Below are 21,367 nucleotides of genomic sequence, written 5' to 3'. Positions count from 1 at the left end.
CGTTCCATGCCCATAGATCCGCGCCAGGCGCTTCGGCAGGTCAGGCAAGGGATCTTCGAGGTTTGGCGGCCCATGACACATCGGTTAACGGCACCCCACCTTCGGCCACAGCGTGACCGTCGGCGGATCACGCTCAACTGCCGCCGGTCTTGCTGGGGGTCATACTCGAGATGCTCTGCGACAGGTAGTGCTTGCAGGCTTCCTCGGCCTTCGTGAACTCCGGGGTGTTGGATTTGTCTTTGTCGTTCTTCGCGAAGGAGCCGTCTGCGCCGGGGTCGGGGAACGACGGCACGCCGTTCTCGCGCATGCACTTGGCGAAGGCCACTGCATCGCCCTGCGGCGCCCTGGACGCCTCGGTCCGGCCGGGTTCCTCGTCACCTCCGCAGGCCGCGGCGGCCGATGCGACTGCGGCTAGGGCGACGGCCGCCATGAGGTTCCCGCGCGAGCGCCTCTGACCGGGGATGCCATCCATGTCGATCTCCATCGTTTGTCGTATGTATGTTCGAGATCGTCCCGGGGCGTCGGTCGTCGGCGCTGCGGGGCGGGGTTGCGGTCGGCATCCCCCGGTTGCTCCACGGCGCGCGGGGATTCATGACTGACCGCAGGCCTCGGGGCAGAATTTGACCTCGGGGTAGCGTGATGACGGCTTGTCCATGAGGGGTTGCCGTTGGGATTTCAGGTGCTGGTCGAGGAAGGCTGCCACGTAGGTGCGGGTGAGCTCGGCGGCGCGCGCCGCGGGCAGAATCCCGTACGCGGGCTTGATGCCGAGGGCGCCCACCAGCAGCGGGCCGTCGGTGAAGGACTGGTGTTCGGCGCCCGACAGCACGATCCAGCGCTTCCACCCGGTCAGCAGCTTCCAGTCGCGGTCCCAGGAGGTGTCTCGGCCTCCGGGGATGTGCTGCGGCGAGCCCAGGAACATGAACGGCCGGGAGAATCCGCTCTTGGGGATGCGGGCGTAGGTGGTGCCGTCCATGTCGATCCCGGCGCGCACCCGGGAGTCCTTCACCATGGCCGCCATGGCGCCGGCCCCGCCGATCGACTGGCCGGCCATCGCGATCCTGGAGCGGTCGATCCGGTTGGAACCGTCCCACTGCGATGGCAACTGGTCGAGCACGAAGGAGACGTCGGCCGCCCGGCCCTGAACCACTCCCGTGCCGAAGCCCGGGTCGGCGTCACTGTCGCAGGCGAGGCATTCGGCGACCCGGCCGTCGGACAGGGTAGTGGCGTAGCTTTCGTAGGTGTGGTCGATGCCGGCCACGACGTACCCGCGGCTGGCCAGGTCCTCGGCCAGGGACGTGAGCGTGCTCATCGGCTTGGTGAAGCCGGGGGACAGCACCACCAGCGGAAGCTTCCGTCCCGCGGGTTCGGCGTCTTTGATGGCGTTCGTGCGCGTCTTGCTCAGCGTGTCGTCCGGCACGCCCGTGATCCCCAAGCTCCTCAGGGTGAGCTCCGATTCCTTCGGCGTCATGTACGGCGCCCGCTGCCCGTCCCGCTGCTTGGTCGGATACCACAGGGTGACCTTGAGCTCCCTGGCGTCGACGTCGAGGTTCCACGGATCGGGGCGGGAGGCGTCCTTCAGATACAGGGCGGTGGTTCCCACCGGCTGGTCGCCGGTGGGGGCCGGCAGGGTGGCCGGCCCGGTCGGCGTGGGCGACGGGGCGGCGGAGCGGGGCGGCGCGGGTGCGGAGCAGGCCGATGCGGCCAGGACGGCCAGTCCCGCGGCGACGGCCAGGAGGTGTCTCATCGAGCGGTCCTCACTTGTGCAGCAGCAGGGTCAGGGCCTTGGCCAGGGCGGGGTCGCGCCCGGCGGCCGCGTCCCGCGGGGTCAGGGGCACGTGGTGGTCGGGCGGCACGCCGATCCGGTCGATCACCTCGCGGTTGGGCCCCAGGTGGTGCCTGGCGGGGAAGCCCAGCGTGGTGTTGTTGCCGAGCAGGTACGACTGCGCCGGGCCGGAGATGACGCCGGCGGTCCTGGTGCCGACCAGCCGGCCGATCCCCAGGTCCTTGACCGCGGAGCTGAAGTGCTCGCACGCCGAGGCGCAGCTGCGGTCGGTGAGCACCATCAGCGGCAGGTTGAGCAGCTCGACGGTGTCGTCGGTCCACGAAGTCTCGCACCTGCCCTCCACCGTGCACTGGTAGGCGGTGACCTTGCCGTGGGCGAACGCGCTCACCAGCCGGATCGCCTCCCTGGGGCTGCCGCCGCCGTTGCCGCGCAGGTCCAGCACGACGCCGGTGAGGGTCCGGCCGGTGCGCAGCCTGGAGATCGCCTTGAACACCCTGGTCGCGGAGTCGGGAGCGAACCCGCGCAGCCGCACATAGGCGATGTTGTCGTCCAGCAGCTTCGACTGCACCACTTGCAGGGTGGTCAGATCCCGCTGGTAGAGGCCGGGCTTGAGCGTCACGCTCCAGCGGCGGCCGGTGCTCTGCCGCAGGAGCCGCAGCCGGACCGGACGCGCCTGCGGATATTGCGGGTTGAGGGCCTCGATCGCGGGCGTGGCCTTCCTCTCGATGAAGGGCGCCGAGCCGTTGATCGATTCGATGATGTCGCCCGGGCGCAGTCCGGCGGCCTGCGCCGCGCCGCCCTGCACTTCGGTGACGAACAGCGGGGCCAGCGCGACGCCGGGGTTGCCCTCCACCTGCGGGCCGTTGACGTTCGCCTGGAGACCCAGGCCGTAGCCGTCGCCGTCGTAGGAGTCGGGGTGCCGCCCCCCTAGGTCGTGCGCCCAGTGGGCGTGATTGTCGCCGAGGCCGGCCACGATGGCCTCAAGGGTGGCGACGGCCAGCTTGTCGCGCAGGTCGGGGACCTGATCGGTGATCCTGCGATAGACGGCCTCGAAGGCGGCCCAGTCGGCTTTGCGGTCACCGGTCAGCGCCGGCATGGTGGCCTCGGGCAGATCGCGTCCATTGCGGTTGAGCTCTTGGGTCAGGGCGATGAATCCGGCGCTCAGCAGCGAGCGGGCGTCCAGCGTAGCGCCGCTGTAGTAGTTGCCGAGGATGCAGAAGTAGGCCTGCTCGATGACGTCGATCGTGGTGGCCGTCTCCGCCCCGGGAGGTGCCTGGGGCGCTGCACAGACCGTACCGGCTGCCGTGTTCGTCTGGCTGCGCGGCGGCGCCGGGGCTGTGCAGGCCGCCGCCAGGAGGAGGGCGAGCCCGGCGGTCGCGGTCCTGATGACGGTCATGACAGGCGCCTGCGGATCCACCAGAAGGACAACCATGTCAGGCCGAGGGTGAGCAGGGCGTAGATCCCGGTCTCGATCCACTGGAAGGGCCAGAAGCGCTCAAGGGGCTGGTAGGTCGCCTGCTGCCGGTAGCCGAGCCGGTTGATCTCGACTAGGCAGCCGTCCCCGGGGCCTGCTGACGGTGCGCAGGGGCCCGATGTCGTGGAGATCTTGATGGCGGCTCCCTCGCCGCTGGTGGGGATCAGGCGTCCGGATGGGTCGAGCAGGTCGTTGGACAGGATCCAGGAGCCCAGGTGGCCGGGGACGGCCGGATTCAGGGAGAGCCGCGGGGGCGCGCCTCCGTCCCGGGGGATGTTGAGGCCGTCCACGTTCGTTCTGCCGAGCTCGAAGGTAGAGGTGATCGGGGGCATCAGGTGGGGCCGGACCAGCAGCGGCATGGCGAGCTGGATCGCGGCGAAGGCGGCCAGGGTGAGGGCCATGGCGGGCAGCGTGCGGCGCACCAGCATGCCCACGGTGATGCCCAGGACGAAGGCGAAGGCCGCATACCCCATCGGGGCGAGGCCGCGCGCGCCGAACACCAGGGGAGCCATCAGGGCCAAGTCTTCAGCGGCTACTTTGTCCAGAGGGTCGGACCACCAGGTCACCATGAGACCGCACAGGCCGGCGGCGGCCACGGCGACCAGGCCGGTGAGGGCGAGCTTGACCGCCAGCCAGCGGCCGCGGGTGATGCTCTGGTTCCACACCATCAGGTGCGTGCCCGCCTCCAGCTCGCGGGTGATCAACGGTGCTCCCCAGAAGAGCCCGACGAGAGCGGGCAGGAGCAGCACGACAAGGCTGACGGCCATGAAGGAGAACTCGTGGCCGCCGAAGAATTGGTCGTAGAAGCGGTCGCAGGTGTTGGCCGGGGTACAGGCGGCGACCCCAGCGGAGTATCTGGCGGCCAGGTCCGGGCCGGTCAGAGCCAGGGCGACGGCGAGAATGACGAGTACGGCGGCCATCATCGCGGCCGAGCCGCGCAGCTGGCGCCAGGTCAGCCAGATCATCGCTGCACCTCCAGGGCGACTCGCCGGTTCTCGGCGGTGCGCTTGTCCATGTAGGCCAGGACGATGTCTTCCAGGCTGAGCTGGGTGACCGTCCAGGCGGGGTCGTGGATGGGGGCGTCGGTGCGGATCACGTACGTGCTCTGCCGGTCGGTGTGGCTGGCGGAGATCACGTGCTGGTCGGCAGGGAGCCGGTCGGGATCGCGGCGCGGGCCGGTGAGCCGGTGATGGGTGGCGAGCAGCTTGTCGGTCTCCCCGGCCACCTGCACGCGGGAGTCGACGAGCACGATCAGGAAGTCGCACGTGCGTTCCAGGTCGGAGACCAGGTGAGAGGAGAGCAGCACGCTGAACTCGTGCTCGACGGTCGCCTCCATCAGGCCCTGCAGGAACTCGCGGCGGGCCAGCGGGTCGAGCGAGGCGACCGGCTCGTCCAGGATCAGCAGCTCGGGCCGCTTGGCCAGGCCCACAGTGAGGGCGAGCTGGGCGCGCTGGCCGCCCGACAGCCTGCCCGCCCGATGGGCGGGATCGAGACCGAGTCGCGCGATCCGGTCCCGCGCCATGGCGGCGTCCCAGCGGGGGTTGAGCCGCGCGCCCAGCCGCAGATGATCGGCGACGCTCAGCCCGGCGTAGACGGGGGTGTCCTGGGCCACGAAGCCGACCTTGGCCAGCTGCGCCGGACCGCCCGCGGGCCGGCCGCCGAGCACGGTGATGCTGCCCGCCGTCGGCTCCAGCTGGCCACTGGCCAGCTTCAGCAGCGTGGTCTTACCGGCTCCGTTGGGCCCCACCAGCCCGACGACGTGCCCTGCCGGAATGTCGATGGTGCACTCGCGCAGCGCCCAGCGCTTGCCGTATTTCCTGCCCAGTCCCTGGGCCTGCAGGACCACGTTCACGCTATGTCCTCCTGAGAGGTGGTCCGAAAGGTGGTCATGAAGAGGGCCTCGATGCTCTCGTCGTCGAGTCCGGCCCGGCGGGCCTTGGCCAGCCAGCGCCGCAGTTCCAGCCGGAGCGGGCCGTGCGCGGCCAGCGAGGCGTTGGTGAGCGTCGCCGTCACGAACGTCCCCACTCCCGGCCGGGCGGCGACCAGGCCCTCGTGCTCCAGTTCGCGGTAGGCCTTCAGGACGGTGTTGGCGTTGATCGCCAGATGGGCCACGACCTCCTTGACGGTCGGCAGCTGGTCGCCCTCGCGCAGCACGCCGAGCCGCAGCGCCTGCCGTACTTGCTGGACCAGCTGCAGGTACGGCGAGACGCCCGACCTGCCGTCCAGATGGAACTCGATCACCTGGATCCTCCATTTATCTAGCCTGCTAGCACTTTAGGGTTCCAGATGTTAAAGGAGCATAAGGATCGCCGTAAAGGCCTTGCCCAGTGACACCCGAAGTGGTCCATCGCCCCATCCCGACCGCACCCCTACTACGCCGAGGCAGATCTTTGCCTTGCCGAATGACTGCCGCAGTAAATGCCGGATTTACCGGGATCGGTGAGTCATCCCAGCGGATCTACCGCACCTCGTTGACCACCTGGGCCTGGCTCGCCTGCGGACAGCAACCACCCCTCGGCAAGGACCGCCGCGGCGCCCAGGCGCCCATGGTCTGGTTCGCGGCTCTCGCCGATCCGGCGACCGCTGATCTCCTCGCCGCGGCTTTCGTCGAGCGAGCCCGCCTGGTGGACGCCGACACCGTCAACCGCGAGTTGTCGATCATGAAGGCCGCCATCGGCTGGTGGCGCGCTCGCGGCCGGCTCGCAGCCAACCCCATCGCAGGCATCGAACGACGGCCCGCTCCGCCCGACCGGACCCAGGCCCTGTCCCGCGATCAGCTCGCCACGGGGTGCACTGGCAATCGGGCACCGCCCAGCTGCTGCCCCGCCTGCTCAGGGGCCGCACTCGAGGCCCGGTCCTCCTCACCGACCGCAAAGCGCCCGCCCGCTGGAAGGTCACCGGACGCGGGCGGCTGTCCTACCGGCGCGCCGCCGAGCTGTTCGAGACGCTCACCCGGCCCCTGGCCCACCCCGGCATCATCGACGCAGCCGAACTCGAACTGCGCGGCGGCTGGACGCTGCACCAGCTCCGGCACTCCGCGCTCACCCACCAAGCAGAGGACAGCACCAACACGCCCACTCTGCTTGCCCGATCCCGGCACGCCTCCGTCCGGTCCCTGGAACGTTACGCCCGCCCCCGCGTCGACGCCGTCGCCGCGCCGGCTGGCCACCCCGTTCTTCACCCAACCCATGCTCCAGCGTGGAAGCAGGGTTGACGGCCGCTGGCGCCCACCGAAGTACGGACCCACGAGTACGGCGACCCCGGCCACTTCGCCGTGTTCGAGGTCGCTGCCGAGCGCCTTTACCAGGCCCTGCAACGTACCCGCGACGACCAGGACCTCACCAGCGGCGACGGCTTCGTCTCGTCGGTGGCCTTCCGCCCGGACGGCAAGACCCTGGCCATCGACATCCAGGTGCAAGGAGCTCGCCTCCCGCCACGGAGGGCGGGCTCGTTCGCGCCTGTGCGACCAGCAGGTGGCCAGCATGTCCGCCAGCGCCTCACGCTCGGAGACCTGCATCGACAGCCCTCAGTCGTGCTTGACGTCGATCCCGGAGCGGGCGTACTCGCAGGAGAAGGACTCCAGCGGCGGCTTCCAGATAGAACGGCCTGGAGGCGGCCCGCCGCCGCGGCCGGCCAGGCGGCCGCGGGCCCGTGGTCGACGACGACAAACGCGCCGCCATCCTCGCCCGCCCCGCGCGCGCGGGGAATCCATCCGCACCATCGCCGACGCCGAAGAGTCGTAGGCACCGGCAGTGCCTTCAGCAGCGCTCTATGTTGCCCGCACCGGGCGGCTGCCTGGCAGATCAGCCGGCCAGGCGTGCGACTCTTCGGCGGTGAGCAACTCGCCGATGCGGTGGCCGCCCTCGCACTCCGATCGTTGATCTGGTGTTTGCGCCGTCTTCTGGAAGACCGTTTGCGGAACGTGCGATTTGGGGTGACCGCAAGGCGGGGATCGCCATGGGCAACATGTCCGGGCAGGGGAGGCGAGGAAATGAGAGCGTCCAAGCTGGCAGTCGCCGTCGTGGGGCTGTCGATCGGTGCGGCGGCTTGCTCCAGTGGTGCCCCAGCGGCGATGTTCGCGGCTCAGCCCAGCCCGACGGGCACCTCCGCCGACGACGCCGAACTCGACAGGGAACTGCTGGGCCCGAACCCGCCCCAGGCTCCTCGGTTGAGCGCGCCGGTCCAGAATCTCACGGTGAAGGTCGGCGGCATGACCCGCTCCTACGTCGCCTTCGTCCCCAAGGATGTGCCGAAGAACGCCCCGCTGCTGCTGGCCTTCCACGGCACAGGCATGAACGGCGAGCTCATGCGGGCCTACACCGGATACGAGTTCGACAAGCTCGCCGACTCCAACAAGTTCGTCGTCGTCTACCCCAACGGATACGGACGGCACTGGAACGACTGCCGCAGGGACGCCAAGTACCCCGCCCGCACCGAGGACATCGACGACGTGGGATTCGTCCGCGCGATCATCGACAAGTACCGCGCCTCCAACGACATCGACCCGAACCGGATCTTCGCCATGGGCTACTCCAACGGCGGCCACATGACCTACCGGCTGGCCTCGGCGATGCCCGGCCAGATCAAGGCGATCTCACCGGTCGCGGCGAACTTCCCGGCGCCGGGCAACAACATCTGCCCGGCGATCAAGAGCCCGATGCCCATGCTCATGATCACCGGCACCAAGGACCCGCTCGACCCGTACAACGGTGGCGACGTCGTCGTGACCGGCACCTCCTACGGCAAGGTGCTGTCCTCCCCCGACACCGCGGCCCACTTCGCCGAGCTCAACGACAACACCGCGACACCGCAGGAAACCAAGCTCCCCCACCATGCCGATTCCGGAGCCACCTCGGTCTCCGTCAGAAGCTACGCACGGCCCGGCAAGCCCCCCGTCACCCAGTACACCGTCGACAACGGCGGCCACGTCGTCCCCAACCACGTCTTCGAAGCCCCAAGCCAACTCGGCCCGACAACGCATGACCTCGACGCACCACCGGTCATCTGGGACTTCTTCATGAAGAACAGCAGCTGACCGATCATCGACCTGGCCACTCCCACCTGGCACCCACGCCCACGGGAGCACCCCACCCCGCATGGCATCGGCGACGACCGGCCGGAGCGGAGCCCCGCTCACAGCCGCGCCCCCCGCAGACCCGGACGGCCGGCCGAGGCACAGCGGAGTGGGAGCCGGGCTGGTTCCAGGCGGAGATTCCTCCGGTAGGGCCACCCGCTTCCCGCGCGTCCGAGGGGCTACCGCGTCGCCGGGAACTTGTAGCGGTCGCCGTGTGCCAGATAGTGGAACTTGACGGGCGTCGAGAAGGCGGCGGCGGCCTCCTTGAAGTCGTCGAGCCCGGAGTGGAACACCGAGAAGTCGTTGTAGTGGATCGGGATCGCGGTGTGCGGCCTGACGATCTCCGCACAGCGGACCGCCTGGGCCCCGGTCATGGTCACCGTGGTCAGGAACAGCGTGGTCCCACCGCTGTGGAACATCCCCAGGTCGATGTCGGGGTAGTGGCGGGGGATGTCGTGCAGCCGGTTGTGCAGCATGGTGTCGCCGCTGATGTAGAGCCGGAACAGCCGCTGGTCGCCGTTGTGGAAGTCCAGCAGGTTGCCGTTGACCGGCATGAGCATGTCCGCCATCTCGAAGTCGCTGGTGTGCTCGGCCGGCATGGCCGTCACCACGAGCCGGGCGTCACCCCTCTGAACCGTCTGACTCTCCCAGGTGTCGAGCGCGTGGCCGTTGGTGAAGCCCAGCGGGTGCAGCTCCTCGATCGCGTGCTTCGTGCTGACGACCGGGATCTCCTTGTCAAGATCCCGAGCCGCGACATGGTCGAAGTGGTCGGCGTGATAGTGCGACAGGACGATCAGGTCCAGCGGGGGCAGGTCGGCGACCTGGCAGTCCGGCTCCATCTCGCGCCGGGCATAGATGCCGTGCCCGAGGTGGAGATGGTCACCCTTGTGCAGAAACGCGGGGTCGGTCAGAATCGTGAACCCCGCGAACCGGATCAACGTCGTGGCGTTGCCGATGAAGTACACCTCGCCGGAGTCGAAGTCGGGCTGCTCCCCTGCCGGGAGCGTGAGTGTCGCGTTCATAAGAACCTTCTGTATCAGCGGAGCGGATGCGGCCGCCGTGGCGTAAGTCATCCAGGACGACCGACGCTCCCGGAGCCCGGTGTGAGCCGTGTACGAGTCACATCTGCGCAGCTCATACCCACAGAACCACCACAGATACGGCGCTCCCCCGGACTTTCCGGCCCGCACCCACGCGCCTGCGCGCTCGCGATCCGATGCCGGTTCACCCAGCTGCCCAGGGTGCTGGCGTTGATGTCGAACTCCCGCGCCACGGACGCGACCGTCCGATCGCCCTCCAGCACCATGCGGATGGCTTCTTCCTTGAACTCCGGCGAGAACTGCCTGCGACGCCTCGTCACGTACCTACCTCTTCCAGACTTCTGTCAGCTTATGTAGCCGACTGTCCGGAATCTGCTGGGCACCTCAAACAGCATCGCGCAGGAGTGGGCCAACGGTGAGCCCAACTACGGGTTCCAGCTCACAGCGGGCAATGAGTCCGACTACACCAACTGGCGTGCGTATCGTTCGCACGAGTACGGCGAAGATGGTTACGGCTCCCACGGCCCCAAGCTCATCATCGGCTATGAACCTGCGAAGGAAGTCGTGGTGGCGTGGGAATCGGATGCGGAAGTGCCGACTTGGCCGACGTATTCCGAGGCCATGGCTATGCAGATCGATCCGCGCCGGGTAAACATGACCGCCACGTTCAGCGAATCGGTGACCGATGTGCAGTTCACCGTCAAGGATCCATCGGGGGCCGAAGTCCCAGGCGGCGCCGCCGGTGACAACGGGAACAAGCTGTGGACTTTCACTCCCGGCCGGCAACTGGACCCCGAGACCGTCTACACCGTCACCGTCCACGAGGGGAAAGACCTCGGTGGCAACGTCATGTCGCCCTATTCGTGGTCGTTCACCACGAGTCAGCCGGACACGACGCCACCCACCGTTACGGGCACGGTTCCAGCAGCGAATGCCACAGACGTCGAGCCGGGCACCCCTTTGCGGGTGACCTTCAGCGAACCGGTGAGCAACGCGACGGTCAGCGTCAAGGACGCTGCCGGCTCAGCCGTGGCCGGCACCCAGACGGTGGAGTCGGCGACCGCACTGGTATTCGCCCCGACGCAACCATTGACGGAGGAGACGGTGTTCACCGCTGAGGTGAGCCGCGCCACCGACGAGGCCGGAAATGTAATGGCAGCATCATCGTGGACGTTCACGACGGCGGCACTCCAGCCTCCGGAGAACTCGCCCTCTGTGGAGTACGAGTATGTGTCTCCGACCACGGATGAGGCGGGTGAGGTCACCTCGTCGTTGACGCCTGCCTTCGAGGCACGGGTGTCGGATCCCGATGGTCGGGCTTCGACGTTGACCGTTCAGGTGGAACATGATCCGTCGGTGCCCGCTCAGGGCAGTGGTCTGATCTGGTCCGGTACCAGCGTCTCGGTCCCCTCGAACGGCTGGGCGTACCTGTCGATTCCAGCCGGCAAACTGGCCAAGGGGTGGAAGACCCGTTGGCGTGCACGGGCGACAGCCGATGGCGTGAACGGCGCCTGGACCGCCTGGCACATGCTGACTGTCACGGTCCCCAGCCCCGCTGTGGCGCGTACCAATGCTCAGGCTCAGGATCCGCTGCCAACAGACCGGCCGTTCAACTACGAGCGGATGACGATCTCGGCGTGCAGGCAGGCACGACTTCAGAGTGGCCGGTCCTACCACGCGTTCGGGTGGGCTGTGGTCAAGCCCTACACCGCCTGCTACAGCAGGTGGAAAGGCTGGGCGACCTACAAGACGGACCTCTACACCAACCTGCCGAAGGAACCCATAAAAAACGGTGTCATGATGGAGACGGTAGTCGTCATGAACACCTACCTGGGGAACGCGGACGGAAATGGCGTCATCGGTATAGGAAACGTCGGTGGTCAAGCGCTCAGACCTAGGGACATCTCTGTCACCACTTCGATCGAGAACATCCGGCAGATGCGAGACGGTGTGGAAGTCACACAAGCGACGACTTCTCGCTCGAGCTCGACGTCGACACCACCGGTTCGGACGGTTCCACCTGCGACTGGATCGTCGGCGAACGCCGTCTGGACAGACTGAGTAAATGGAGAGCGGACGGCTCCGACGAGTTCATCTTCAAGTCAAGCGGTGGCGACTTCGTGAACTGCACCATCAAGCCGACCATCTTCTTGTACCACCCCGCCTGGTGGAACTCGGACAACCCAAAAGTTCCGTTGTGGGCCAAGGCAGAGATCGAGCGAGTGCCCACGGGCAGGGACCTCCTTGTGCCGACAGTCCGCTGCGACAGCCGGCCCATGGGGCCCTACAAAGGAACGAACCCGGTCGTCTACCACGGCGCCTGTATCTTTATGGGTGCCAACAGGGTCTATACGATGTACCGGTCAGACCAATACCGGGGAGAGGTCGCCCAGCATATCTGGGACGCCTTCCATGACAACAAGGACACGAGACCACCGAAGTACGACGACTTCGGCGTACAGGTCAAGAAGGAAGTCCCCGGTAATTACGACGCTCCTTTGCGTCTTGCCGACGGCAAGCCGAACCCCGCTTCCCGACCGCTCACCAGAATCACCGACGATGACGTGGCCGCAGACGGTTTCAAACGGCGAGGCAAGAACAAGTACTGGACGGAGATGGGGTGTAAGATCTGGTTCCCTGGCTGGGTCGATCAAGGAAAGCAGTGCGACGAGTTTCCCTTTAGGTCCACGAGGGAAGGGCCGGGAGACGGTGAGTATGTCAACCTGAAGTGGATCCTCTATAACAATGCCTCGGTGCGTCCGGTGACAACGTCACACAATTCAATGGCGGGCAGAGATCTGTGGCTCTTCTATGCGCGTTACCGCGTGAACCGGACGAGTAAGTTCTGGGTCAGCGTCAAGGACCAGCCTCCCAGGTAAAACGCCACTGGTGGCACGGATACGTGCCCGATGTACACCGGATGAATTGCGGGGAGCAGGCGACCGCTTCAGCTGCCTGCTCCCCCTGATCGCGAGATATCACATGCCAAAACCCACCGACCTCTACGACCTGTTGGCCGCCCGAGGGCTCGACGGTGCAGCCGAATATCCGGGCTTCCACATCGTGTGGGCCGAAGGGATGGGTGGCAACGAACTGGCCCGGCGGCTCGGCGCCGATTCGGCCAGTGCGTACCGGTGCGGCCTGGACGATATGGCGGGCCTCGGCGGCGGGCGTGCCGGCATGTGGGCCGGCGCTGCCGACGGATGGGTGCGGGCCTTCATGTTCGACTGGTTTCCGAATGACTTCTCCTGGATCCAGGAGGCGTCGCGCGGAACGCGCCTGCTGAACATCCAATGCGCCAGCGGTCATCGTCTGGACTGGGCCGTCGACGGCGTCACGGTGGTCGGGCTCAACCTCGTCTGGCCGAGTGAGCGGTTCGGGGCCGACCCCACCGCGCTCGACCAGCTCATGCGAGACCTGCACTTCCAACTGGACGAACCAGCGGACATCTTCAACGAAGATCCCACCACGGTCGAGGTAAGCGTGACATCTGCCCTCCGGCTGGCAGGTCGCCTCACCGGGCGGGAGATCGACGCGCGGTGGCTGGACCGCACCCACAGCCTGTACCTGTTCTGACCTCAGCACTGACGCGTCCCCGGTTCCTGAAGTGTTTCAAAATTAGGCCCAAGGCCTTGACCCCTGTGAGTGCCGGAAACTGAATCGCCCCGGGTTCGGTGGAGACTTTGGTGTGCCCCGAGTTCGATGGAGGCGCTTTCTGCTCCAAGATCGGAATGGGAAGTTCCCTGTGCGGCGCCAAAACGCGGATACTGCTGCTGAGCTGGGCGTTTGCCGGACGATTAGGCCGCTCTGCGGTACTCGCTGATCAATCCTGTGATGGTCCTTCGACGGTGAATCCGGGAGGCCATATCGATCACCTCGCTGGGATCGTGCAACGGCGGGCGGAGGGAACGGCTCTGATGCGGGCGATGTTGGTTGTAGTGGTGTTCGTACTCGGTCAGGACTTTACGCAGGTGCCGCTCACCATTGAGGAGCAGGTGGTCGAGGCACTCACGGCGTAGCGTTCCCACAAACCGTTCGGCGAATGCGTTCGCTCGTGGTGACCGGACGGGTGTCTTGATGACTCGCACGCCGGCGGCGGTGAACAGCTCATCGAAGGAGCGGGAGAACTTGCCGTCACGGTCCCGGATGAGGAACTTGAACGCGCCGGCGCGTTCTCCCAGGTCCATCAGCAGATTCCGGGCTTGCTGGGTGGTCCATGCGCCCGTGGGGTTGGAGGTGAGGCCCAGCACGTGCACGCGGCGTGTCTCGATCTCCATGACGAACAGGACGTACAAGCGTTTGAGGAAGACAGTGTCGACGTGCAGGAAGTCGCAGGCCAGGATGCCGGAGGTTTGCGAGGTGAGGAACTGTCGCCAGGTCGGTGAGGTCTGTCGTGGCGCTGGGCCGAGGCCGGCCGCGGCGAGGATCCGGCGAATGGTGCCTTCCCCGATTCGATGGCCGAGGCCGAGCAATTCCCCCTGGATCCGCCGGTGCCCCCATCGGGGATTTTCCCTGGCCAGTCGGATCACCAGATGACGTAGCTCGTTCGGGATCGGTGGACGCCCGGTCGCGTTCGGGTACGTCCAGCGTTGGCTGACCAGCCGGCGGTGCCAGGCCAACAAGGTGCCAGGCGTCACGATCCGATGGAGGCGAAGCCGTGCAGGAAGCAGCCGCGCCAGTGCGGCCAGCAGCGCCCGGTCGGCCCAGTCCGGTTGCGGCCGGGAAACCTGACGACGCAGGACGGCGACCTCATGACGCAGCACCAAAATCTCCACGTCCTTGGAAGTGTCGCCCCGCGCGAGAAGCGTCAACCAGCCGAACAACCGGACCATCAGCAGCTACAGCAGGCGTAGAAACACGAGTGCTGAGGATAGAAGGCCAGGTTAGATGCCATGCACGAGTTTTGGCACCGCACAGGGCGCGTACCTTTTGTCCGGATCGGGCGTCACCGTGAATGCGATCTGCCCGGCTTCGTCGAGACGCCGATGCTCCAGGAGATCCGCGACCACGTCCTCGTGCACGGCTTCGCCATCGCCAGCTCGGATGAGGTCGCGGCGGCCGTCCAGGCGATCGTCCAGAGCGGCACGACCGGCGAAGCGTGGACCGTCCAGGCAGGCGAACCCGCCACACCGGTGACGTTCCCGGCGATCGAGCTCAGCCGGAGCCCGTGAGTGAGGACCGCTCCGGCGATGCCGTTCAGCTTTGAACGACGCAGCTGGAGCGGCTTGACCCTCACGTAGCGTCATGCCCTACGGTCGCGGCCATGAGTGACAAGAAGATCCGGTCCCCGCTCAGCGAGGAGGACAAATGCGAGGTCTGGGGCGAGTGGGCCGACCACGAAGACGAGTACCTCGACGAGGTGGAGCAGCGGTGGGGGAGCGGCACCGCATACGCGCAGTCCGCGAAGCGCGTCGCGGCTTACGACAAGAAGCAGTGGGAGCAGATCAACCGCGACAACGCGGCCATCGAGGCACGGATCCGTGAGCTGATGGATGCCGGCGCCGACCCGACGAGCGAGGCGGCGATGGATGTGGCCGAGTCGCAGCTGCGGCACATCGCCCGCTGGTTCTACGACATGACGCACGAGTTCCACGTGCAGAAGAGCTACCTGTACGTGGAGGACCCGCGTTACCGGGCGGGCATCGAGGCGAACACCCGTCGGGGTGCGGCGGAGTGGCTCCAGAAGGCGATAAAGGCCAACGCGGCCCGCGCCGCCGAGGGGCCGACCAAGGCCTGCTGACTGGTCCGCCATGCCGGCTCGGTCCGCAGATCGGGCCTGCGGCAGGCTCACTCCGGACGACGAGCGCCGGCTCGATGGTCATCGTGGATTCGCAGCCCTTTTCGCAGCTCAGAGCGATGTGATTGTCAGGCACGCAAGGCAAGCCGGCGATCAGGGCGAAGGTCGGTGCGCCGGTCGGGGGCGCGAAGGTGGCCAGCGCCCGCCCTGCGTCCCTCGGGAGCAGGTGCTGCACTGGGGCCCGTGGTGTGCCCACCGGCCGGGGCCGCGCTCTCGGCTGTGGGTGTATTTGGGGTGGCCCCTGGTCGATCCTTTCTTGGCGAGGAAGGGAGGATCGGTGGCTTTCGTACTGGTCGCGTCCAGGATGGTCGCACTGCTGCTGGTCGGCTTGTACGCGGGTGGCGTCGTCTTCGTGGTGGTCGCCCCGTCCATGGCTCGCCTGCCGGGGGCCGCGTACGTGCGGTACTGGCAGGCGCTCAACGTCGACTACGGGCGGGCGATGCCGCCGCTGCTGCTGACCGGCATCGCGGCGCTGATCGTCATGACCGCCCTGTCATGGCGTCGCGGATGGTTCGTCCTCGGTGTCAGCGCGACCGCCCTGATCATGGTGGTTCTCACCGTGCTCCTCACCCTGAGGACCCTGGAACCCCTCAACCGGGTGGTGGACGCCTGGGATCCCGACAACCTGCCCGCCGACTGGGCCGAGAGCCGCCGGCGGTGGCTCAACCTGCACCTCGTCCGGACCGTGCTCGCGCTTGCGGCGTTCGCCTGCCTCATCGTCGTCCAGACCTTCGACCGCGGCTGACCCGCCTGTCCGGGCGTCAGCGGCGACTCGCAATGGCTACGCGATCGCCGGCGGCCTGACCTCAAAACGGGGATAAGGTCTCGTCCAGCATGACTGGACGCGGTGGGTGCGAGTAGGCGAAGAGGGAGGGGGCTGCGGCGGACCGCGGCACCAGCACGGTCAGCACGCTTTCGCCAGTGGAGGCGGGATCGGCAACGGCTCGCCGGTCACCGTTCTGGGAGCGCTGAGCAGATGGGGCTGTCCCGCCGTTGATCAGGTCCTCTTCATCGATCTCCCGCTGGTGTGCCACAGCCCGGCTTCCAGGAGCGCGGTCAGTTCGCCGGCCGGACGTTCTGCCTCGGTCCCGGACATGGCATGCTCGATTCGCCGTGCCAGATGTAGATCCCGTACTGCCGATCGCCGTACGCACGAACACGAGGCCGGAAACGAATCAGGGTTCGCACCTGTGAAGGTGCGACCCCTGATTCGTGGCGCCATTCGTCAGGCGGCAACGATGTTCTCGGCCTGCGGACCCTTCTGGCCCTGGGTGACATCGAAGGCCACCTTCTGGCCATCCCGCAGCTCGCGGTAGCCGCCCTGGGCGACGATGTTGGAGTAGTGCGCGAAAACGTCGGCGCCGCCGCCGTCCTGCTCGATGAAGCCGAAGCCCTTTTCAGCGTTGAACCACTTCACGGTGCCAGAAGCCATGTCGATCTCCTTTTCGCAGGTGCAATCCGAAATCCGCGATGCACGAATTCCGTGTCGCCGAGATAGGCCCACACCCGGAGAAGACCGGAAAACAAAAATGCACCCGAGGCTACATACCGTCAGGTGCACACAAGTTCATTATGGGTACCACAACTGCAACTACTTTCACCCTAGCACACACGGTAGCCCGTGATACGCAGGCCCCGCCGCTCATCCGCCTGGTCACGAATCACCTCCTCCAGGTTTCTGTCACCTCATGCGGCTAATTGTCCCGAACCGCCTGGCGCCCGAGCCCGACCAACCAACGCCCTGACCGTCCACACATCGTCGCTCCACGGGCAAGCGTCCCGGGGCGAGGATCCAGCACCCACACCGTGGCCCCCGAGACGTTCGCCGCGGCAGGACCGATCGGTCAAGCCGATCTTCATACACCGGCGGGAGTCACCGTGGACGGCGGGGAGCGGCACATTCCCCTCCACTTACGATTCTGGTGACGCTTCGATGGCTATATGGTCTTTGTGGTCGTTTTCTTGCGATATCAGCCGCTCGCGCTGCGAGAATTACGGAATCCTGGAAGTCGTGAGGTATGGTGAAACTACCGAAGACTTTTCGAGCGTCGGCACTCAGGTCTGCGTCGCCTTCGGCGAACCACCACCGGCCCCTTGAACGGGCCCGGACAGGCCCGGCGATCATGATGTCGACACTTCTCTTTCATCCCGCACGGCTCAGCGTCGATCCGGCGCCGAATCAGCGGAAGGTGGCGGACAGGGCTCGGTGGTTCTCCTCCCCTGACGCGTCCGCCGAGTTGCCCGGCCTCATCGCCGCGGTCGGCGAGCTGCTCGATCGAGTCACGCTCCGCATCGGCATCCATGGCGATATGTGGCAGAACATCCCGCGCCGGATCCCGGCGCGCGGGCGGCAGGTGCGCATCGGCTGGTTCCGCCACATCCACCCCCGCGCGATCACTGTCAGTTTCGCCACCGGCGAGCCGGTCATGCTGCGGATCATTCCGTCGCGCACCGCCGCGGGCGCCGCCGAGGCCACGCTCAAGCTCACCGCACCGGACGGCGCAGGCTTGAGCATCGACGCCCGTCCTCGCCCTCGCGCACTCGCCGACCGACTCCGGTACGACCTGCATGACCTGATCGAGCAGACCAGGTGTCCCCCGTACTGACGCCGGGCCGGTCCTCGACAGGCAGGCATCTCATGACCCTTCAGCTTCTTCCGTGAGGAAAACTTCATGACCGTCATCGACATCGCCCCGCAGGCTGTGAGCGCCTCGGCGCCGACTCTCGTACAGCTGTCGGGAGACATTGACATCTTCACCACAGCTCGGCTGCGCCAGCGGCTGATCAGCGCCCTGGATCACAGCACCGACGTGCTCGTCCTGGACGTATCCCGGGTCACCTTCTGCGGTGCCGGCGGGATCGGCGTGCTGATCGGCGTGAAAGGCCGTGCGCGGGCACGCGGTGTCACGCTCGCCCTGCGCGGCGTCTCACCGCGAATGGCCCGGCTGCTGCGTGTCACCGGACTGGACCGCCACTTCCCGACCACGGCGTAGCGGCGTACCGGCCATGCCAGGCGGATGCCATGTCTGCGGAAGGATGTTCTACAGAGAACGCGGGGAGTCCAGCTGCAGGCCGACGTGCCGCCCGTACCCCTCACACACGTAGTAGCCGGCCCGCGGCCTCCACACCAGCCGGGGCAGCGCGTCACCGTGTGGCCGCGCTCTTCATCCGCCAGCCTGCGCCGCTAGGGCGCCAAATCGAGTGCCCACTCCACCGGTCCGGGCTCCACCGACCCCTGTTCCCCCTGCTCGTCCTCGACGCTGGTCATGATGGTCGGGCCGTCGAGCACGAGCACCTGATCCAGCTTGTCCACCAGCCACATCACCGACCGGGACCGCACCACCCCCGACTCGCTGGCAGGCACCAGGTCCGCGCGCCGGCAACTCCCCCGTCGCTGCGGGCACGACGTCCCACTCCCCCACAAGCTGCCGGGCGACCGCCAGGACTGCGCCTTCACCACGCACGACCGCGCCGCCGATGCCGCGAGCTCGTCCACCACAAGCAGCGGACGACGCGCCGTCGCCCGGGTACCGTCCGTAGTGCAACGGCTCTCCTCGCTGCCCTTCACCGGCGCGGCCGCGGCGGGGCGCAGTTCGGGCCGCTCTCGTGGACGTGCCCTCCGTCACCACGCGGATTCCCGGTTTCCAACTGATCGCCGACGTGCCAATCCGGTGACGGGATCGCCTTCCTGTCCACGGCGACCGGGGTCTTCGGCGCCGTCAGGCGTCACTCAGGCGAGGGCCGCCACCGCCTTGATGGCCTGGTCTCCACCCGCGCCTGGCTGACCGCACCCACGATTCAAGGTCACCTACACACCCAAGCACGCCAGCCGGCTGAACATGATCGAGATGTGGTTCTCCGCGCTCACCCGTCGCCTGCAGCGACGTGGCGAGTTCACCTCCCGCGAGGATCTGATGGCCCAGATCGACGACTTCACCATCCGTTACAACGAGACAGCTCGGCCTTACCGCTGGCGCTACGACGCCCGTGTGGGACACGACCGCCATCTCGTTCGCCGCAGCGACTAGACCTGCAGGCCGTGCCGCAGGATCCGCAGGAGGCGCTGCGTGTGGCCGGCGTCGGTGCCGGTCATGGCAGCCGCGCTCGTCAAGGCCAGCAGGTCAGCCACGTCGAGATCGGAACGGACGGTGCCCTCTTGACCTGGTCGTAGCCAGGTACCAGTAGTCGTCGTAGGGCACCTGCAGTGTGAGAGGGCTGTAGTCGAAGAAGCCGCCGTGGTACTCGTAGGCCTCCTGGGCGAGGTACGCCTGGTACTCGTCGCTGTCCATCAGGCAGACCCGGGCCGTTGACCCGCGCCAGTCCACCTCGAAGCAGGCGCCGGCCCGGTTTCTGCAAGGTCCCAGTACAGATGCCTCACACACCATGAGTAGCTGGTCACGCACCGCGCGGGAAGCTATGGCCGGCCACCCCGAGCCCTGCTCCAGGCAGCGGCGGTCAGAAAGATTTGGAACGGAATCCGGTGTCGGGCGGGGTTCTCCGAGATGGATGAACACCTGCCGTTGCGGCCGGAGCAATCCTGATCGTGACGGCCCAGGGGCAGGCGGTCAGCCCGCTTCCGGCGGCTTGGGCGAGGGTCCCAGGGGCGGTGTCACGGCCCGTGTCGCGGTCACGCTCTGGATGGCTTGTTCAACCGATGATGCGACCTGGAACGCGGCGCGCAGGCCGGTGATCGACAGGATGCGTTCCAGCCGGGCCGGCACCTGAGCCAGCACCAGGCCGGCCTGCCGCTGGCGGCTTTGCTGCAACAGCAGCACCAGAACGCCGACGCCCGTGGAGTCGCAGAAGGTCACGCCGCTCAGGTCCACCACCAGCGCACTGGACAGGGCCGCCTGCCAGGGATCTTTGACCTGGTGGTGCAGCAGGCCGGCGAACTGGTAGTCGAGTTCGCCGGCCACGCGCGCCACGATGTAGTCCTGGTGCACAGCGATGGAGACGGCGAAGCTTTCGGGGAAGCCGTGGTCCTCGGTCACGGGACGTCTTTCTCAGAGAAGGGCGGTCAGCTTCAACGGCCGGCGCCGCGCCGGCCTGGCTGTCGCGGGAATGCCGTGGCTCCCCGGCGTTTCGGACGCGGCTTGTCCTGATGCCCCCGGGCGTGACCGGGGGCTCGGAACGGTCAGTGACGCCGGCGGAGTTCTTCGCGCTGGCGGAGTTCTTCATTGATACGCAGCGCCTCGGCGAGCTGGTCTTCCAGGATGATGATGCGGCAGGCCGCTTCCAGCTGGGTGCCGGCGTCGACGAGTTCGCGGGCGCGGGCGGCCAGGCGCAGCTGGTAGCGGGAGAAGCGGCGGTGGCCGCCCTCGCTGCGTAGCGGCTCGATCAGCTTGGCGGCGCCGAGGCTGCGCAGGAACGCCGGGGTGACGCCGAGGATCTCGGCGGCCCGGCCCATGCTGTAGGCGGGGTAGTCCTCGTCATCGAGCCGCTGCCCGGGACTGGCGGCCGCGTCGACCGCCTGGGCCGGATGAGGGGCTGGGCGAGCGCCGGTGAGGCGGGGCTGCTCCCGCCTGGAGGCGGTGACCGTTGCCTGAGGTGTTTGATCCATTCAACCTTCCCGAATGCGAACAGGGGCCCCGGCGCCATGATGCGCCGGGGCCCAGAGGTTTAACACCATCGACCGGCCCTGCCTGCGTGCTGCAGGGGCGGTTCACTTATGCCGCGCCAGCCGCCCGATGCGGGGGTGCGGGGATCGCGTAAGCGTGACCGTAGACCACCGTCCTGTTCGTGGAGCTGCGGTACCCGTGCGGCGACATGCGGCCGGCGACGGGCGATCCTGATGGCGTTCAACACTCCCTTCCAGTTATCCGTGCCTCGGCACCCTGACCGCTGGTGCCGACTTTCCGTAAGCGGCAGCGCGTCCACCGCCCCGGCCCTCTTTCTCAACCACCTGGCCGCGGCAGTCCGACCTTCTGCCCTCTTCCTCGTTCTGTACTGCTGTACTGCTGTCCACGCCCGTCCGGGCAGCCCCGTTGTGGTGCTCGTACTGCGCTGCCCTCGTGGATCCGTCCCTTGCGATGTCAGGAACTCTATCCTCCCACAGCGCGCATGTCTACTGTGGCGACTACAGATTTTCTTGTGCTCTTGAGGTAAGAGTGCGTTTCGCGAGCTGATGCCCCTTTCGTCGCCGGAGTTGGCTTAGGTCGCCCGGTCAGAGGCTCGTCATTCGGGCTATGGGCGCGGTTGG

At 67.2% G+C, this 21,367-nt stretch carries 24 protein-coding genes and 2 pseudogenes; 10 read left to right on the top strand and 16 right to left on the bottom strand.

The window, feature by feature from the left end:
• Window positions 1-133: 133 nt before the first annotated feature.
• The 7 genes from AB0J97_RS43750 to AB0J97_RS43720 all read right to left on the bottom strand — a co-directional run bounded on the left by AB0J97_RS43750 (window position 134) and on the right by AB0J97_RS43720 (window position 6,774).
• Window positions 134-484 carry a hypothetical protein gene (locus AB0J97_RS43750; RefSeq protein WP_364100993.1) on the bottom strand — a complete coding sequence of 117 codons (351 nt, stop codon included), beginning with the start codon at window positions 482-484 and terminating at the stop codon, window positions 134-136.
• 105 nt (window positions 485-589) lie between these two features.
• Entirely contained in the window at window positions 590-1,744 is a 1,155-nt protein-coding gene (locus AB0J97_RS43745) for an alpha/beta hydrolase (RefSeq protein ID WP_364100990.1), read from the bottom strand.
• Between the two features lie 10 nt (window positions 1,745-1,754).
• A complete protein-coding gene (locus tag AB0J97_RS43740; protein ID WP_364100987.1) occupies window positions 1,755-3,179 on the bottom strand; it encodes a S41 family peptidase in 1,425 nt (474 codons plus the stop codon).
• Window positions 3,176-4,222 (bottom strand): ABC transporter permease, encoded by a 1,047-nt coding sequence (locus tag AB0J97_RS43735; protein WP_364100984.1) that lies wholly within the window; start codon window positions 4,220-4,222, stop codon window positions 3,176-3,178. The genes AB0J97_RS43740 and AB0J97_RS43735 overlap by 4 nt, the downstream gene beginning before the upstream one ends.
• On the bottom strand, window positions 4,219-5,109 hold the full coding sequence (locus AB0J97_RS43730) for an ABC transporter ATP-binding protein (protein WP_364100981.1): 891 nt from the start codon (window positions 5,107-5,109) through the stop codon (window positions 4,219-4,221). The genes AB0J97_RS43735 and AB0J97_RS43730 overlap by 4 nt, the downstream gene beginning before the upstream one ends.
• Window positions 5,106-5,498: a GntR family transcriptional regulator gene (locus AB0J97_RS43725; RefSeq protein ID WP_364100978.1), complete on the bottom strand. Its 393-nt coding sequence runs from the start codon at window positions 5,496-5,498 to the stop codon at window positions 5,106-5,108. The genes AB0J97_RS43730 and AB0J97_RS43725 overlap by 4 nt, the downstream gene beginning before the upstream one ends.
• Before the next feature lie 532 nt (window positions 5,499-6,030).
• Window positions 6,031-6,774: a hypothetical protein gene (locus tag AB0J97_RS43720; RefSeq protein WP_364100975.1), complete on the bottom strand. Its 744-nt coding sequence runs from the start codon at window positions 6,772-6,774 to the stop codon at window positions 6,031-6,033.
• A gap of 474 nt (window positions 6,775-7,248) precedes the next feature.
• Between AB0J97_RS43720 and AB0J97_RS43715 the strand changes: the two genes are divergently transcribed.
• Entirely contained in the window at window positions 7,249-8,292 is a 1,044-nt protein-coding gene (locus tag AB0J97_RS43715; RefSeq protein ID WP_364100972.1) for a PHB depolymerase family esterase, read from the top strand.
• A gap of 218 nt (window positions 8,293-8,510) precedes the next feature.
• Here AB0J97_RS43715 and AB0J97_RS43710 read toward each other — a convergent pair whose 3' ends face one another.
• Both AB0J97_RS43710 and AB0J97_RS43705 read right to left on the bottom strand, forming a co-directional pair.
• Window positions 8,511-9,353 carry an MBL fold metallo-hydrolase gene (locus tag AB0J97_RS43710; RefSeq protein WP_364100969.1) on the bottom strand — a complete coding sequence of 281 codons (843 nt, stop codon included), beginning with the start codon at window positions 9,351-9,353 and terminating at the stop codon, window positions 8,511-8,513.
• Window positions 9,354-9,400: 47 nt separating this feature from the next.
• On the bottom strand, window positions 9,401-9,691 hold the full coding sequence (locus tag AB0J97_RS43705) for a transposase (RefSeq protein ID WP_364100966.1): 291 nt from the start codon (window positions 9,689-9,691) through the stop codon (window positions 9,401-9,403).
• 247 nt (window positions 9,692-9,938) lie between these two features.
• Here AB0J97_RS43705 and AB0J97_RS43700 point away from each other — a divergent pair, with 247 nt between their 5' ends.
• From AB0J97_RS43700 to AB0J97_RS43690, 3 genes are all read left to right on the top strand, one after another.
• Window positions 9,939-11,432 carry an Ig-like domain-containing protein gene (locus AB0J97_RS43700; protein ID WP_364100963.1) on the top strand — a complete coding sequence of 498 codons (1,494 nt, stop codon included), beginning with the start codon at window positions 9,939-9,941 and terminating at the stop codon, window positions 11,430-11,432.
• Window positions 11,433-11,491: 59 nt separating this feature from the next.
• Window positions 11,492-12,250 carry a hypothetical protein gene (locus AB0J97_RS43695; protein WP_364100960.1) on the top strand — a complete coding sequence of 253 codons (759 nt, stop codon included), beginning with the start codon at window positions 11,492-11,494 and terminating at the stop codon, window positions 12,248-12,250.
• A gap of 103 nt (window positions 12,251-12,353) precedes the next feature.
• A complete protein-coding gene (locus AB0J97_RS43690) occupies window positions 12,354-12,947 on the top strand; it encodes a DUF6461 domain-containing protein (RefSeq protein WP_364100957.1) in 594 nt (197 codons plus the stop codon).
• A 221-nt stretch (window positions 12,948-13,168) separates the two neighbouring features.
• On the opposite strand, the gene AB0J97_RS43685 is transcribed toward AB0J97_RS43690, so the two are convergent.
• Entirely contained in the window at window positions 13,169-14,203 is a 1,035-nt protein-coding gene (locus AB0J97_RS43685) for an integrase core domain-containing protein (protein WP_364100954.1), read from the bottom strand.
• 153 nt (window positions 14,204-14,356) lie between these two features.
• Between AB0J97_RS43685 and AB0J97_RS43680 the strand changes: the two genes are divergently transcribed.
• The 3 genes from AB0J97_RS43680 to AB0J97_RS43670 all read left to right on the top strand — a co-directional run bounded on the left by AB0J97_RS43680 (window position 14,357) and on the right by AB0J97_RS43670 (window position 15,913).
• A complete protein-coding gene (locus tag AB0J97_RS43680; protein WP_364100951.1) occupies window positions 14,357-14,542 on the top strand; it encodes a hypothetical protein in 186 nt (61 codons plus the stop codon).
• Between the two features lie 92 nt (window positions 14,543-14,634).
• Complete coding sequence (locus AB0J97_RS43675; protein WP_364100948.1) at window positions 14,635-15,111, top strand: TipAS antibiotic-recognition domain-containing protein; 477 nt, start codon at window positions 14,635-14,637, stop codon at window positions 15,109-15,111.
• 334 nt (window positions 15,112-15,445) lie between these two features.
• Complete coding sequence (locus AB0J97_RS43670) at window positions 15,446-15,913, top strand: DUF1772 domain-containing protein (protein ID WP_364100945.1); 468 nt, start codon at window positions 15,446-15,448, stop codon at window positions 15,911-15,913.
• Between the two features lie 480 nt (window positions 15,914-16,393).
• Here AB0J97_RS43670 and AB0J97_RS43665 read toward each other — a convergent pair whose 3' ends face one another.
• Complete coding sequence (locus tag AB0J97_RS43665) at window positions 16,394-16,600, bottom strand: cold-shock protein (RefSeq protein ID WP_364100942.1); 207 nt, start codon at window positions 16,598-16,600, stop codon at window positions 16,394-16,396.
• 691 nt (window positions 16,601-17,291) lie between these two features.
• Between AB0J97_RS43665 and AB0J97_RS43660 the strand changes: the two genes are divergently transcribed.
• Entirely contained in the window at window positions 17,292-17,774 is a 483-nt protein-coding gene (locus AB0J97_RS43660) for a DUF5994 family protein (RefSeq protein ID WP_364100939.1), read from the top strand.
• Between the two features lie 66 nt (window positions 17,775-17,840).
• Window positions 17,841-18,161, top strand: coding sequence for an STAS domain-containing protein (locus AB0J97_RS43655; RefSeq protein WP_364100936.1), 321 nt, complete (start codon window positions 17,841-17,843; stop codon window positions 18,159-18,161).
• A gap of 191 nt (window positions 18,162-18,352) precedes the next feature.
• On the opposite strand, the gene AB0J97_RS43650 is transcribed toward AB0J97_RS43655, so the two are convergent.
• Window positions 18,353-18,532, bottom strand: a complete 180-nt coding sequence (locus AB0J97_RS43650) for a hypothetical protein (protein WP_364100933.1) — start codon at window positions 18,530-18,532, stop codon at window positions 18,353-18,355.
• 442 nt (window positions 18,533-18,974) lie between these two features.
• Here AB0J97_RS43650 and AB0J97_RS43645 point away from each other — a divergent pair.
• Window positions 18,975-19,196: pseudogene (locus AB0J97_RS43645) on the top strand (hypothetical protein); the annotation flags it as partial.
• Here AB0J97_RS43645 and AB0J97_RS43640 read toward each other — a convergent pair.
• The 4 genes and pseudogenes from AB0J97_RS43640 to AB0J97_RS43625 all read right to left on the bottom strand — a co-directional run.
• A pseudogene (locus tag AB0J97_RS43640) lies at window positions 19,193-19,330 on the bottom strand (hypothetical protein); the annotation flags it as partial. The pseudogenes AB0J97_RS43645 and AB0J97_RS43640 overlap by 4 nt on opposite strands.
• Complete coding sequence (locus AB0J97_RS43635) at window positions 19,290-19,553, bottom strand: DUF1883 domain-containing protein (protein ID WP_364101131.1); 264 nt, start codon at window positions 19,551-19,553, stop codon at window positions 19,290-19,292. The pseudogene AB0J97_RS43640 and the gene AB0J97_RS43635, both read right to left, overlap by 41 nt.
• A gap of 180 nt (window positions 19,554-19,733) precedes the next feature.
• A complete protein-coding gene (locus AB0J97_RS43630) occupies window positions 19,734-20,159 on the bottom strand; it encodes an STAS domain-containing protein (RefSeq protein ID WP_364100930.1) in 426 nt (141 codons plus the stop codon).
• A gap of 143 nt (window positions 20,160-20,302) precedes the next feature.
• Window positions 20,303-20,575: a MerR family transcriptional regulator gene (locus AB0J97_RS43625; RefSeq protein ID WP_260477504.1), complete on the bottom strand. Its 273-nt coding sequence runs from the start codon at window positions 20,573-20,575 to the stop codon at window positions 20,303-20,305.
• Window positions 20,576-21,367 lie beyond the last annotated feature (792 nt).

It is taken from the genome of Nonomuraea sp. NPDC049607 (assembly GCF_040675375.1).
GTDB lineage: Bacteria > Actinomycetota > Actinomycetes > Streptosporangiales > Streptosporangiaceae > Nonomuraea.
The sequence above is the reverse complement of the archived record's forward strand: the minus strand, read 5'-3'. Positions and strand labels throughout refer to the sequence as shown.

What these genes read in the sequence shown, in the direction of transcription:
- AB0J97_RS43720 (WP_364100975.1), bottom strand. Translation starts at nt 6,774, where the DNA reads ATGCAGGTCTCCGAGCGTGAGGCGCTGGCGGACATGCTGGCCACCTGC.
- AB0J97_RS43635 (WP_364101131.1), bottom strand. Translation starts at nt 19,553, where the DNA reads ATGGTGTGTGAGGCATCTGTACTGGGACCTTGCAGAAACCGGGCCGGC.
- AB0J97_RS43745 (WP_364100990.1), bottom strand. Translation starts at nt 1,744, where the DNA reads ATGAGACACCTCCTGGCCGTCGCCGCGGGACTGGCCGTCCTGGCCGCA.
- AB0J97_RS43710 (WP_364100969.1), bottom strand. Translation starts at nt 9,353, where the DNA reads ATGAACGCGACACTCACGCTCCCGGCAGGGGAGCAGCCCGACTTCGAC.
- AB0J97_RS43680 (WP_364100951.1), top strand. Translation starts at nt 14,357, where the DNA reads ATGCTCCAGGAGATCCGCGACCACGTCCTCGTGCACGGCTTCGCCATC.
- AB0J97_RS43715 (WP_364100972.1), top strand. Translation starts at nt 7,249, where the DNA reads ATGAGAGCGTCCAAGCTGGCAGTCGCCGTCGTGGGGCTGTCGATCGGT.
- AB0J97_RS43685 (WP_364100954.1), bottom strand. Translation starts at nt 14,203, where the DNA reads ATGGTCCGGTTGTTCGGCTGGTTGACGCTTCTCGCGCGGGGCGACACT.
- AB0J97_RS43675 (WP_364100948.1), top strand. Translation starts at nt 14,635, where the DNA reads ATGAGTGACAAGAAGATCCGGTCCCCGCTCAGCGAGGAGGACAAATGC.
- AB0J97_RS43690 (WP_364100957.1), top strand. Translation starts at nt 12,354, where the DNA reads ATGCCAAAACCCACCGACCTCTACGACCTGTTGGCCGCCCGAGGGCTC.
- AB0J97_RS43740 (WP_364100987.1), bottom strand. Translation starts at nt 3,179, where the DNA reads ATGACCGTCATCAGGACCGCGACCGCCGGGCTCGCCCTCCTCCTGGCG.
- AB0J97_RS43735 (WP_364100984.1), bottom strand. Translation starts at nt 4,222, where the DNA reads ATGATCTGGCTGACCTGGCGCCAGCTGCGCGGCTCGGCCGCGATGATG.
- AB0J97_RS43665 (WP_364100942.1), bottom strand. Translation starts at nt 16,600, where the DNA reads ATGGCTTCTGGCACCGTGAAGTGGTTCAACGCTGAAAAGGGCTTCGGC.
- AB0J97_RS43660 (WP_364100939.1), top strand. Translation starts at nt 17,292, where the DNA reads ATGATGTCGACACTTCTCTTTCATCCCGCACGGCTCAGCGTCGATCCG.
- AB0J97_RS43625 (WP_260477504.1), bottom strand. Translation starts at nt 20,575, where the DNA reads ATGGGCCGGGCCGCCGAGATCCTCGGCGTCACCCCGGCGTTCCTGCGC.
- AB0J97_RS43655 (WP_364100936.1), top strand. Translation starts at nt 17,841, where the DNA reads ATGACCGTCATCGACATCGCCCCGCAGGCTGTGAGCGCCTCGGCGCCG.
- AB0J97_RS43750 (WP_364100993.1), bottom strand. Translation starts at nt 484, where the DNA reads ATGGAGATCGACATGGATGGCATCCCCGGTCAGAGGCGCTCGCGCGGG.